The sequence below is a fragment of the Stutzerimonas nosocomialis genome (assembly GCF_005876855.1).
Classification (GTDB): domain Bacteria; phylum Pseudomonadota; class Gammaproteobacteria; order Pseudomonadales; family Pseudomonadaceae; genus Stutzerimonas; species Stutzerimonas nosocomialis.
The window spans coordinates 18,893-30,470 of sequence record NZ_QLAE01000022.1; the positions used below are offsets into that span (position 1 = coordinate 18,893).

Here is an 11,578-nt window from a genome sequence, read left to right on the forward strand (position 1 = left end):
TCCTCCAGGCAGCCCTGGCTCGTGTGTGAGGGTGACTCAGGCCTGCATGGCCCGTTCGTGGATATCCTGAGCTCGCCCCTGGAGCGGTTCGGGAACGGCCCAGAGAGGATCGCGTCATTGCGAAGCTCCTCTGCCGCTATCGGCCGGCTGGGGCGCCGGCAGGCCGCCGGCGCGCAGGAAGTGGAACAGCCCCAGGCCGGCCAGGGCGAACCCCAGGCTGACCCGCAGCATCGGCTCGGCGCCGCCATCGGCCAGGGCGCTGAGCAGCAGCCCGCTGCAGGTGGCGCCGAGCATCTGGGCGAAGCCCATGAAGCCCGCGGCAAGTCCTGCGCGGTGCGCGTTGGGTATCACCGCGCCGGCGATGGAGGCTGGCAGCACCATGCCGCCCCCCAGGGTCACCAGCAGCTGCGGCAGCGACAGGCCCGCCACGGAAAGCCCGAACAGCTGGTGGACGAGCAGACTGAGCAGCGCGCCGCTGGCGACCAGCAGGAGGCCGCGCGCCACCAGCCGCCGAGGCCCGAGCCGGGCGATGGTGCGCTGGGTGTAGTAGGCGCCGGCCACCAGCCCCACGACGATGCTGCCGAAGGTCAGCCCATACTGGGCCGGGCTCAGCTGCAGGCGTCCGACATAGACGGCCGAGGAACCGGCGATGACCGCGAACATCGCCCCGTAGGTCCCGGCGATGGCGAACACCAGCGACGGGAAGCCCGGGCTGCGCAGCAGGTCGGCGTAATCCCGCGCGAGGCTACCCAGATGCCCGGCGCGCGGATCGGGCTGCAGGTTGCTCTCGCGCATCAGCCACACCACGGCCGCCAGCGCGCCGAGCCCCAGCAGCAGCGAGGCCACGATCGGCGCCCGCCAGCCGCCGTAGGCGTGCAGCAGGCCGCCGAGCATCAGCGCGAACATCACCGCGCTGAGCATGCCGATCACCGATTTGGCCAGCGCCGGGCCGGCCTCGGCTTTCCAGACGTCGCGCACCGTGGTCCGCGCCAGCACCATGCAGGCGCAGGCCCCCAGCCCCTGCAGAACCCGGGCACCGATGAACTCGCCCAGGCTGCCCGCCAGCAGCATCGCGCCAGTGCCGAGCAGGTAGGTCAGCAACCCGCCGATCAGCACCGGGCGACGACCGATGCGATCCGACAGCGGCCCGAGCAGCAGCTGCCCGAGACCGAAGGCCGCGACGAACGCCGAAAGCGCGTGGACGCCGGCGCCGGGGCGGGCTCCCAACGCCGCCTCCACCGCGCCGAGGCTGGGCACGATCAGTTGCGTGGAGGCTTCGCCAAGGGCGGTCAACAGCATCACCAGCGCCAGCAGCTGGCGGGATGGAAGGGGAATGGCGGGCATGACGTCGGTCTCGTGCAGGCGGGCTTGCCTTTTGTATGACGACCATAATATCGTCTTTACATGTTGTCCATCATTTAAAAACAACACACCTGGAGAAACCCCGATGACCACCCTCACCCGCGCTGAAAAACTCGCCGCCTGGCAGCAGGAAGAACAGGACGTTCGCGCCCGCCTCGCCCCCGTCGGCACGCTGCCGCTCGCCGAGGTGGCGGGCATGGACCCGAAGGACTTCTTCGGCGGCATCGGCCGTGGCGAATTGCCCCGCCCGCCTATCGGCGAGCTGCTCGGTTTCGTGCCGATCCACTGGGACGATGGCCTGTTCGTCTTCCAGGGCTGGCCCAACGCGACCCACTACAACCCGCTGGGCAGCGTGCACGGCGGTTACGCGGCGACCCTGCTCGACTCCTGCATGGGCTGCGCGATCCACACCCGCCTCAAGCCCGGCCAGGGTTACACCACCACGGACCTGCGCATCAGCTACATCCGCGCCCTGCGCGACGAAGTCGGCCCGGTGCGCGCCGAGGGCCGCATCGTCCACGTGGGCCGCTCGACGGCGTTGGCCGAGGGACGGCTGTACGACATCGACGACAAGCTGTATGCGACCGGCTCGACCACCTGCCTGATCCTGCAGCTGGATCGCTAAAGACGACGGCGCGTGGGAGGCCCGGCAAAACGCGTTAGGATGACGACCAGCATATGAGACGCGAGGTACCCATGCGCTATTCCGAAGATCACAAGGCCCAGACCCGTCAGCGCATCATCGAAGAGGCCGCGCGGCGGTTTCGTCGCGACGGCGTCGAGGCCACCGGCCTGCAACCGCTGATGAAGGCCCTCGGCCTGACCCACGGCGGTTTCTACGCGCATTTCAAATCCAAGGACGAACTGGTCGAGACCGCGCTGCAGTACTCGGCCGAGCAGATACGCGAGCGCGCCGAACGGGCACTCTCAGGCGAGAAGCCGCTGCGGACCTTCATCGATCGTTACCTGTCGCCCGCCCACCGCGACAACGCCGCCGAAGGCTGCCCGCTGCCGACCCTCTGCGCCGAGCTCGGCCAGCGCGGCCAGCCGAGCCCGCTCACCGACGCCTCGCTGCGCGACCGGCTGGGCGGGATCGAAGCCTGCCTGCCGGGCGAGGACGCCGCGGACAGGAGCGTGACGCTGCTCTGCACGCTGGTCGGCGCCCTGCTGCTCTCGCGCAGCGTCAGCGACCCCGAGCTTTCGGCGCAGCTGCTTGGCAGCGCTCGCGCGCAGTTGAAGAAGCAGTACGTCGAGCAGGACGCCTCCTGACCCTTCGCCAGGGGTCTGTCCACTTCGGCAATCCAATCGGCTAGCATCGAGCGCCATTGTCACCCGATGGATGATCCCGATGCAGCTCGAAGACCTGCGCCTGTTCGTCACCACCCTCGACCAGCAGAGCTTCACCGCGGCGGCGGAGCGCCTGGGCCTGTCCAAGCAGTACGTCAGCCGCCGCATCCAGGCACTGGAGGCCGAGCTCGGCGTGCGCCTGCTCAACCGCACCACCCGCCGGCTGCGCCCGACCGAACTGGGCACCACGCTCTACGAGCGCGCCACGCGCATCCTCGACGAAGTCAGCGAAACCCGCGAACTGCTCGCCAGCCAGAGCGCGACGGCGCGCGGCACCCTGCGCATCAGCGCGCCGATGACCTTCGGCACCCTGCACCTGAGTCCGATCCTGCCGTTGTTCCTTGAGGAACACCCCCTGCTCAAGGTCGAGCTGGAGCTCAACGACCGGCCGGTGGACCTGATTCGCGAGGGCTTCGACATGGCCATCCGCGGCGGCATGCTGGAAGACTCGACGCTGATCGCCAGGCGTCTGGTCGAGATCCGCATGGTCGCCTGCGCCAGCCCCGTCTACCTGGAACGACATCCCGCCCCGCGAGCACCCGAAGACCTTCATCAGCATCGCTGCCTGCTGTACGGCCATGGCCGGGGCGTCGAGTGGCGCTTCCAGCGCGACGGCAAGCCGTTCGGCGTGCCGGTCGACGGCCAGCTGCTGACCAACAACGGCGAGGTGGTACGGGACGCCGCCATCGCCGGGCTCGGCATCACCCTGCTGCCCACCTTCATCGTTGGCCAGGCACTGGCGCAAGGCGCGCTGGTTCCGGTGCTCGAAGCCTTCCAGTGCCAGCCGGCCGCGTTCCATGCGGTCTATCCCCAACATCGCCAGGGTTCGCGGGCGGTCCAGTTGTTCATCGAATTCCTGCGCCAGCAGCTACGGGCCTGATTATTGTCACCCTGAAGCCGACAGTCTTACCAATCCCAGCTACTTAATCACCCGCCCGGTTTACCCTAATCTGCGCCTCACAACGTCGCCATCCGGCACGACCGATACACCATCCACCTGTGAGGACATGACATGAACGCTTCGATCCAGACCTACTCCGCTACCTCCGGCCGCCTGCTGCTGGGCCTGCTGTTCCTCTTCAGCGGCATCGGCAAGCTGGCCGCCCCGGCAGCGACCAAGGGCTACATCGCGGCCATGGGCATGCCCTTCGTCGACCTGGCCTACCTCGGCGCGCTCGTCGTCGAGCTGGGCTTCGCCGCGGCGCTGGTGCTGGGCTATCGGGTGCGTCTGGTGGCGGCGGTCATGGCCCTGTTCACCCTGGTCACGGCCCTGATCTTCCACAACCAGCTGGGCGACCAGAACCAGCTGATCCACTTCCTGAAGAACATCGCCATCGTCGGCGGCCTGTTGCAGGTGGTGGCCTTCGGTGCCGGCGCGCTCAGCCTCGACGCCCGACGCGCACGCCGCACTGCCCTGGCCTGATTCGTACCCCATTGCCATCGCCGGCCATGCCTGGCCGGCCCATCAGGAGAAACGCCATGCTGACCCTTCGCAAAAGCCACGAACGCGGCGCTGCAGACCACGGCTGGCTGCAATCGCGCCATACCTTTTCCTTCGCCTCCTACTACAACCCGCGGGAGAACGGTTTCTCCGACCTGCTGGTGATCAACGACGACCGCGTCGCACCGGCCAAGGGCTTCGGCAGGCACCCGCACCGCGACATGGAGATCTTCAGCTACGTGCTCGAAGGTGCGCTGGAGCACAAGGACTCGCTCGGCACCGGCTCGGTGATCCAGCCCGGCGACGTGCAACTGATGAGCGCCGGCACCGGCGTGTCCCACAGCGAGTACAACCACTCGCCCAGCGAGCCGGTGCACTTCCTGCAGATCTGGATCCTGCCATCCGAGAAAGGCGCCACGCCGCGCTACCAGCAGCGGCACTTCGGGACGGCGGACAAGCGGGGGCGGCTGGCGCTGATCATCTCGCCGGACGGTGCCGGGCAGTCCTTGAGCATCCGCCAGGATGCCCGCGTCTATGCCGGTCTGTTCGACGGCGACGAGACGGCCAGCCTGGACCTGGCCGACGGCCGCGCCGCCTACGTGCACGTGGCCCGCGGCGAGATCGAGCTGAACGGCCAGCGCCTGGGCACCGGTGACGGGGTCAAGGTACGCCAGGAACGCCAGCTGGTGCTGGCCAACGGCAACGACGCCGAGGTGCTGGTGTTCGACCTGCGCGACGCGTGACCAACGGGCGCGGCACCCTCAGTGCCGCGCCTTTTCCTTCAGATCACCCACCAGCCAGCGCGCGGCGAAGTCCGCCGCGTCGGTGAAGGGGTTCAGGACCAGCTCGACCCCGGCGGCCTCCAGCGCCTGCCCATGCGGGTCATCGCGCACCACGCCGGCGATCCGGCCGGTGAAGCCCGCCATGCGCAAGGCATGCAGCAGCGCGCGGTTCGATTCCCACTGCGCCAGGGTGGTCACGACCCAGTCCACGTGCTGCAGCGGCAGGCTTTCCAGCAGGCTCGGGTCCTCGCCATCGCCGAAGCGCACGTTGCGCCCTTCCCGCGCCAGCGACCGCACCACTTCGGGATCGAAGTCCATCCCCATCACCGCGACCCCGGCATCGTCCAGCTGCTGCAGCAAACGCGCGCCGTAACGGCCGAGCCCGAACACCAGCACCCGCGGCTGACCTTCGGGGCGCACCGGCTGCTCCACTTCCAGCTCGCGAAACGGGTGCTTGCGCTCGAACACACCCAGCCAGGGCGCCAGGCGCTCATAGAGCGATTGCGAGAAGAGGATCATGTAGGTCGACAGCATGATGGTCACCAGGCCGACCAGGGTGGTGAGCCCCAGCGCCTCGCCGCCGACGTGCCCGAGGGTGATGCCCATCGCCACGAAGACGATGGAAAACTCGCTGATCTGCGCCACGGTCAGGCCGGCCAGGAAACCGGTGCGCTTGCGATAGCCCATGAAGCCCATGATCGCCATGACGATCAGCGGGTTGCCGATCAGCACGAACAGCGAAAGCACCACCGCCGGCAGCAGTTCGCCACCCAGGGTGGAAAAGTCGAGCCGCGAGCCCAGGTCGATGAAGAAGAACAGCAGCATGAAGTCGCGGATGCCGGTCAGGCGCGCATTCATCGCCTCGCGGTACGCCGTCGAGGCCAGGGAGAAGCCGGCCATGAACGCGCCCGCCTCCTTGCTGAAACCGGCCCACTCGCCCAGCGCCGCCAGCCCGCAGCCCCAGGCGATGGCGAAGATCAGCAGCAGCTCCTGGGAGCGCGCCATGGCCGCCACCACCTTCGGCAGTATGTAGCGCATCAGGACGAACATCAGCAGCGCCGCGAGCCCCAGCCGCAACACCAGCGAGCCCGCCACCTCCAGCTCGCCGGATTCGCCGGCACCGCGCAACGCGCTCATGGTCATCATCGCCAGCACCACGGCCAGGTCCTGGACGATCAGGAAGCCCACCGCGATGCGCCCGTGCAGCGAGTCCAGCTCGCGTTTGTCGGAGAGCAGCTTGACGATGATGATGGTGCTGGAAAAGGTCAGCGCGACGGCGATGTAGAGCGCTTCCACCGCGCTCTTGCCCATCGCCAGCGTCAGGATGAAGCCGAAGATGATGGTGAAGGTCAGCTGGCCGAGGCCGGTGGCCAGCGCCACCGGGCCTATGTTGCGGATGTGCTGCAGGTCGAGCTTGAGGCCGACCACGAACAGCAGCACCGTGACGCCGATCTCCGCCAGCAGGTTGATCTGCTCGTGCGCCCGCACGAGGCCGAACGCCGCAGGCCCCACCAGGATGCCGATCACGATGTAGGCGATCAGTACCGGCTGGCGCAGCCGCACGGCCACCGCACCGGCGACCGCCGAGACCATCAGCAGCACCGCGAATTCGACATAAGGCCCGTGGGCCAGCAACGCATCCATCTCCGATCCCCTTTAGCGACGCGCCGTGGGCCCGCGCCCGTCTCGCCTGCAGGAGTCTAGTTAAAGCGGCAACGTCGCGAGCTGACCGGGCGCAATCAATCGTCGCCGGCGGGCCTGACCTCGGGGTTGGCGAGCACGCAGGGTTCGCCGGCGAAGAAGCGCGCCACGTTGGCGAAGGCATCGCCGAAATACAGCTCGTAGCCATGACGTTCGACGTAGCCCAGGTGCGGCGTGCAGAGCACGTCGGGGTGCTGCAGCAGCGGGTGTTCGGCGTCGGTGATCGGCTCCTGCTCGAACACGTCGAGCGCGGCGTAGCCGGGGCGTCCCTGGTTCAGCGCCTCGAGCAGCGCGCCGGGGGCGATCAGCTCGGCGCGGCTGATGTTGACCAGGAGCGCCGTCGGCTTCATCCGGGCCAGGTCCTGGGCGGTGACGATGTGCCGGGTCGCCTCGACCAGGCGCAGGTTCAGGCTCAGCACATCGGCCTCGGCGAAGAACGCCTCGCGGCTTTCGGCGGCGCGATGACCGTCGCGCTCGGCGGCTTCGCGCGAGCCTTCGCTGCCCCACACCAGCACCGGCATCTCGAAGGCCTGGGCGTAGCGGGCCAGGCGCTGGCCGATCTTGCCGTAGCCCCAGATGCCCAGGGTCTGCCCGTACAGGCGCTCGCCCAGGTTGACCTGCCATTGCCCGGCATAGAGCGCCTGCATCGCCGGCAGCAAGCGGCGCCGCGCCATCAGGATCAGCCCCCAGGCAAGTTCCGCCGGCGCGATCGGCGAGCCTCGCCCTTCCATCACCGCGACGCCGTGCCGCGTGCAGGCGTCGAGGTCCAGGTGGGCGGCCACCTTGCCGGTCTGGCTGATCAGCTTGAGGTTGGGCAATTGCGCCAGCAGCGCCTCGTCGACCAGGGTCCGTTCGCGGGTCAGCACCAGCGCGTCGGCGTCGGCGAAGCGCTCGGCCAGCACCTGCCGGTCGCTGACCGCGTCGTGGTAGACCGTGACCCTGTGACCGTCGAGCTGCGCGAAGCAGTCCAGCGAGCGGATCACGTCCTGGTAATCATCGGGAATGACGATGTGCATGCCGCAGTCTCCTCGAGGCGCGGCATGGGCCGGCCGGTGGTCGTTGTGGTCGCCGCCGGCCGCGCCGCTCAGCGGCCGCCCGTGGCCGGCTCCGAGCGTTCGCTGCCCAGCTGCAGCCGGTCCGGCTGGCGTTTCTCGATGGCATGCTTGAGCAGCGCCGCGCTGCGAAAGATGCCGTGGGCGAATTTACCGTACGGCATGGTCAGAAAGAACGCCATCACCACGCCCAGGTGCACCGCGAGCAGGATCGCCATCGCCGCGGTGTCGCGCAGCGCCAGCAGCGCAAGGCCGGTGACGCTGATCAGCAGCAGCAGCGCGATGAAGGCGCGGTCCATCGGCCGCTGGGCCACATCGCCCTGGGCCGGGTCGCGGCGATAGCTCATCACCAACAGCCCCAGCGGCCCGATGATCAGCCCGATGCCGCCGGCCGTGCCGAGCATGACCGGCAGGCTGAAGAACGGATACGGCGCTTCGGCCCCCAGCAGGTAGTGATACAGCGTGGCGACGCTGGTCGAGGCCAGGCAGAGCATGAAGCCGTAGAAGGTGAAGTGGTGGAAGCGCCGCCGCCACAGGGTGTAGCGGTCGCTCTCGTTGTTGCAGCCCTGCCCGTGACCGCCGTCGAGGTATTTGAGCTTGAGCACCGCGCCCGAGGCCTCCAGCGCCGCGGCCGTGCTGGCGCTTTCCCGCGCCTCGGCGGGGGTGATGCGCTTCCAGAAGCGCCGCACGCCGATGCCCAGCGCCAGCACGGCGAAGCCGAACGCAGCGCCGAACATCAGCGCCAGGGTGTTGTGGGGGAACACCGCATAGAAGTCCCCGGCCAGACGCCCCGGCAACAGCGTGCCGTTGATCAGCATCGCCAGCAGCAGGAACAGCACCAGGCCCGCCGAGGTCGCCAGCGACAGGGTCAGCCCGTTGCGCCGGTAGAGGCCGCCGAGCGCCGCCGGCCAGGCGAAATCGGTGTAGGTGTCCAGCCGCACCTTGGCCAGCGATTGCGGCACGTTGACCGCGAACTCGTGGGGCGCGGCGTACTGGCAGGCATGCAGGCAGGCGCCGCAGTTGTGGCAGAGGTTGGCCAGGTAATGGATGTCGGCCTTGCCGAACTCCAGCCGCCGGGTCATCGCCGGGAACACCGCGCAGAAACCTTCGCAGTAACGGCAGGCGTTGCAGATGTGCATCTGCCGGTCGACTTCGGCCTCGTCGAGGTTGAGCAGGGAAATCAGCGGGTAGGGCTCGGCGGCGGCGCAGGTCTGCGCATCCAGGGGTTCATGCAGTTGCATGGCGTTGTCCTTCGCTCGAAAGAGTGGGATGGCGCGCGGCCTCGGCGGCGCGGCTGCCGGCGATGCGGCCGAACGCGGTGCCGATGCTCATGCCGACGCCGGCGGTATAGCCCTTGCCGAGCACGTTGCCGGCCATCATCTCGCCGGCGACGAAGAGGTTCGGGCTGGGCTGGCCGTCGAAGTGCACCGCCGCGTGTTCGTTGGTCTTGAGGCCCAGGTAGGTGAAGGTCACCCCCGGTTTCAGGGCATAGCCGTAGAACGGCGGCGTATCGAGCGGCCGGGCCCAGTGGGTCTTGGCCGGCGCCAGCCCCTCGGTGTGGCAGTCGTCGAGCTGGGTGTGATCGAAGGTGCCGACCCGGCAGGCGCGGTTGTAGGCCTCCACGGTCCGGACGAAGGTTTCCTCGGGCAGCCCCAGCTGGCGCGCCAGTTCGTCGAGCGTGTGGGCGACGGTGCCGGGAAAGACCGGCGGCATGAAGCGGCCGATGGCCTTCTGGTCGATGATCGAGTAGGCGATCTGCCCCGGCTGGCCGGCGACCAGGCGCCCCCAGATGGCGTAGCGCTTGGGCCAGAAGTCCTCGCCCTCGTCATAGAAACGCTCGCCCTCGCGGTTGACCACCACCCCCAGCGACACGCAGTCGATCCGCGTGCAGATGCCGCCGTCGTACAGCGGCGCACGGGCGTCGATGGCGACCATGTGCGCCTGGGTCGGGTCGCCGATGGCATCGGCGCCGGCCTCGAGCATGCTGCGCAGCAACACCCCGGTGTTGAAGCGGGTGCCACGGATCAGGAAGTTGTCCGACGGCCACTCGCCGCGCTCGTTCTGGCCCCAGGCCTCGCGCAGCCACTCGCGGTTGGACTCGAACCCGCCGGCGGCCAGCACGCAGCTGCGGGCCTCGATGCGCTCGGCCGGCAGCCGGACCCCGTTCACCTCGCGGGCCGGGACCCGGGCGGCGACGAAGCGTCCGCCGTCGAGCTCGACCGATTCGACCGGCGTGTCGTAGCGGATTTCGACCCCGAGCCGCTGCGCACTGCGGTAATAGGCGTTGACCAGCGCCTTGCCGCCGCCCATGAAGAAGGCGTTGGTGCGCGCCACGTGCAGGGCGCCGGAGAGCGGTGGCTGGAAGTGCACGCCATGCCGGCGCATCCAGTCGCGGCAGGAGGAGGACGCGCGGATAGCGATGCGCGCGAGCTTCTCGTCGGTGATGCCGCCGGTCACGCGCAGCAGGTCCTGCCAGAATTCTTCTTCGGGGTAAGCCTCGACCAGCACGTCCTGCGGGGCGTCGTGCATGCAACGCAGGTTGCGGGTGTGCTGGGAATTGCCGCCACGCCATTCGCGCGGCGAGGCTTCGAGCAGCAGCACGCTGGCCCCGGCCTCGCGCGCCATCAGGGCCGCGCAGAGGGCGGCGTTGCCGCCGCCAATGACAAGCACATCGATCATCGAGACTCCTCGTCAGCGGAGGCTTCGAGCGCCTCCTCGTCTGGGCGAGGACTTTAGGCAGCCGTCGGGAGGGCCGAAAGCGCCCGGCCTGGCTGGGGTGTTTAGTTTCGCTAAAGGCTTTCCGCCTCGCCGCTTTCGTCCGCCTCGTGCAGGCGCGCGCCCGGCCAGCGTCCCTGGCGCACCAGGCTGCGCGCCACGTCGAGGATCACCACCCGCGCGGCCAGCGCCGCCGGCGAGAGTTCGTCGTCGCTGAGCGTCACCAGCAGGTTGCGCCGTGCGACATCGCTGTCCTCGATCTGCGCCACCACCAGCCCCGTCTCGCCGGAACGCGCCGCAGCGGCGCCCGGCTGGATGGTGGCGGCGTAACCGGCCCGCACCGTCTCCATCAGCAGCGCCAGCCCGTCCACTTCCATGACGATGTTCGGCTCGATGCCGAAGCGCTCGAAGGTCGCCATCAGGGTACTGCGCAGGCCGTGCTGCGGGTTGGGCAGCACCAGGGGCAGCCGCCCGAGTTCGGCCAGCCGCACGCTCTTGCCGAGCGGCGCGCCGGCCAGCGACGGCGGCGCGATGACGAAGAGCTTTTCATCGAGCAGGGGCTGCACGTTCCAGCGCTTGCCGGTGTCGGCCTGGAACAGGATCGCCAGGTCGAGCTGGCGCGCATTGAGCTGGTTGGCGAGGTAGCCCGACAGCATTTCCACCAGATGCAGTTGAATGTCGGGGTAGCGCTGGCGCATCGCCTCGATCAGCGGCAGCGCCAGCACCGAAGCGGTGGTCGGCGGCAGCCCGACGCTGACGTAACCACTCATGCGCCCCCGCTGCGCCGCCTGGATGGCGTTCTCCGCCTGGCGCAGGGTGAGCTGGGCATGGTGCTGGAAGGCGATGCCCGCGCTGGTCAGCACCACGCCGGTGCTGGTGCGGCTGAGCAGCCGGGTGCTGAGTTCGCTTTCGAGCTTGCTGATCTGCTGGCTCAGGGCCGAGGTGCCGATCCCCAGCTCCAGCGCGGCACGGCCGAGACTCTTGTGTTCGACCGCGGAGAGAAAATAGCGTAACTGCCTCAGTTCCATCGGGACCCGATCCTTCTACTGGCCTGTGACCGAGCCGGCGCGGCGCGGATGAACAAGCCTAAGCGACCGTCGGGCTCTTGTGGAAACCACTGCAGGCCTGGGTGATCACGGCCTGATCGGGGACAGACGGAACCGGGGGACAGGGCTGTG

At 68.8% G+C, this 11,578-nt stretch carries 11 protein-coding genes; 5 read left to right on the forward strand and 6 right to left on the reverse strand.

The window, feature by feature from the left end:
- Window positions 1–114 precede the first annotated feature (114 nt).
- The gene (locus tag DN824_RS14275; protein WP_138409073.1) at window positions 115–1,344 is read right to left on the reverse strand and encodes an MFS transporter; all 1,230 of its coding nucleotides are present in this window, start codon (window positions 1,342–1,344) and stop codon (window positions 115–117) included.
- 103 nt (window positions 1,345–1,447) lie between these two features.
- On the opposite strand from DN824_RS14275, the gene DN824_RS14280 reads away from it, so the two are divergent.
- The 5 genes from DN824_RS14280 (at window position 1,448) to DN824_RS14300 (ending at window position 4,893) form a co-directional block, all read left to right on the forward strand.
- Window positions 1,448–1,987 (forward strand): PaaI family thioesterase, encoded by a 540-nt coding sequence (locus DN824_RS14280; protein WP_138409074.1) that lies wholly within the window; start codon window positions 1,448–1,450, stop codon window positions 1,985–1,987.
- 71 nt (window positions 1,988–2,058) lie between these two features.
- Entirely contained in the window at window positions 2,059–2,631 is a 573-nt protein-coding gene (locus DN824_RS14285) for a TetR/AcrR family transcriptional regulator (RefSeq protein WP_138409075.1), read from the forward strand.
- A 79-nt stretch (window positions 2,632–2,710) separates the two neighbouring features.
- Window positions 2,711–3,589: a LysR family transcriptional regulator gene (locus DN824_RS14290; protein ID WP_138409076.1), complete on the forward strand. Its 879-nt coding sequence runs from the start codon at window positions 2,711–2,713 to the stop codon at window positions 3,587–3,589.
- Window positions 3,590–3,721: 132 nt separating this feature from the next.
- Window positions 3,722–4,132, forward strand: a complete 411-nt coding sequence (locus DN824_RS14295) for a DoxX family protein (protein ID WP_138409077.1) — start codon at window positions 3,722–3,724, stop codon at window positions 4,130–4,132.
- A 56-nt stretch (window positions 4,133–4,188) separates the two neighbouring features.
- Window positions 4,189–4,893, forward strand: coding sequence for a pirin family protein (locus DN824_RS14300; RefSeq protein WP_138409078.1), 705 nt, complete (start codon window positions 4,189–4,191; stop codon window positions 4,891–4,893).
- An 18-nt stretch (window positions 4,894–4,911) separates the two neighbouring features.
- On the opposite strand, the gene DN824_RS14305 is transcribed toward DN824_RS14300, so the two are convergent.
- From DN824_RS14305 to DN824_RS14325, 5 genes are all read right to left on the reverse strand, one after another.
- Window positions 4,912–6,576, reverse strand: coding sequence for a cation:proton antiporter (locus tag DN824_RS14305; protein WP_138409079.1), 1,665 nt, complete (start codon window positions 6,574–6,576; stop codon window positions 4,912–4,914).
- A gap of 95 nt (window positions 6,577–6,671) precedes the next feature.
- On the reverse strand, window positions 6,672–7,649 hold the full coding sequence (locus tag DN824_RS14310) for a D-2-hydroxyacid dehydrogenase family protein (RefSeq protein ID WP_138409080.1): 978 nt from the start codon (window positions 7,647–7,649) through the stop codon (window positions 6,672–6,674).
- 68 nt (window positions 7,650–7,717) lie between these two features.
- The gene (gene tcuB / locus DN824_RS14315; RefSeq protein WP_138409081.1) at window positions 7,718–8,926 is read right to left on the reverse strand and encodes a tricarballylate utilization 4Fe-4S protein TcuB; all 1,209 of its coding nucleotides are present in this window, start codon (window positions 8,924–8,926) and stop codon (window positions 7,718–7,720) included.
- Window positions 8,913–10,364, reverse strand: a complete 1,452-nt coding sequence (tcuA, locus tag DN824_RS14320) for an FAD-dependent tricarballylate dehydrogenase TcuA (protein ID WP_138409082.1) — start codon at window positions 10,362–10,364, stop codon at window positions 8,913–8,915. Before tcuA ends, tcuB begins: the two co-directional genes overlap by 14 nt.
- A gap of 110 nt (window positions 10,365–10,474) precedes the next feature.
- Window positions 10,475–11,428, reverse strand: a complete 954-nt coding sequence (locus DN824_RS14325) for a LysR substrate-binding domain-containing protein (RefSeq protein ID WP_138409083.1) — start codon at window positions 11,426–11,428, stop codon at window positions 10,475–10,477.
- Window positions 11,429–11,578 lie beyond the last annotated feature (150 nt).

What these genes read in the sequence shown, in the direction of transcription:
- DN824_RS14290 (WP_138409076.1), top strand. Translation starts at nt 2,711, where the DNA reads ATGCAGCTCGAAGACCTGCGCCTGTTCGTCACCACCCTCGACCAGCAG.
- DN824_RS14295 (WP_138409077.1), top strand. Translation starts at nt 3,722, where the DNA reads ATGAACGCTTCGATCCAGACCTACTCCGCTACCTCCGGCCGCCTGCTG.
- DN824_RS14280 (WP_138409074.1), top strand. Translation starts at nt 1,448, where the DNA reads ATGACCACCCTCACCCGCGCTGAAAAACTCGCCGCCTGGCAGCAGGAA.
- DN824_RS14310 (WP_138409080.1), bottom strand. Translation starts at nt 7,649, where the DNA reads ATGCACATCGTCATTCCCGATGATTACCAGGACGTGATCCGCTCGCTG.
- tcuA (WP_138409082.1), bottom strand. Translation starts at nt 10,364, where the DNA reads ATGATCGATGTGCTTGTCATTGGCGGCGGCAACGCCGCCCTCTGCGCG.
- tcuB (WP_138409081.1), bottom strand. Translation starts at nt 8,926, where the DNA reads ATGCAACTGCATGAACCCCTGGATGCGCAGACCTGCGCCGCCGCCGAG.
- DN824_RS14275 (WP_138409073.1), bottom strand. Translation starts at nt 1,344, where the DNA reads ATGCCCGCCATTCCCCTTCCATCCCGCCAGCTGCTGGCGCTGGTGATG.
- DN824_RS14300 (WP_138409078.1), top strand. Translation starts at nt 4,189, where the DNA reads ATGCTGACCCTTCGCAAAAGCCACGAACGCGGCGCTGCAGACCACGGC.
- DN824_RS14285 (WP_138409075.1), top strand. Translation starts at nt 2,059, where the DNA reads ATGCGCTATTCCGAAGATCACAAGGCCCAGACCCGTCAGCGCATCATC.
- DN824_RS14305 (WP_138409079.1), bottom strand. Translation starts at nt 6,576, where the DNA reads ATGGATGCGTTGCTGGCCCACGGGCCTTATGTCGAATTCGCGGTGCTG.
- DN824_RS14325 (WP_138409083.1), bottom strand. Translation starts at nt 11,428, where the DNA reads ATGGAACTGAGGCAGTTACGCTATTTTCTCTCCGCGGTCGAACACAAG.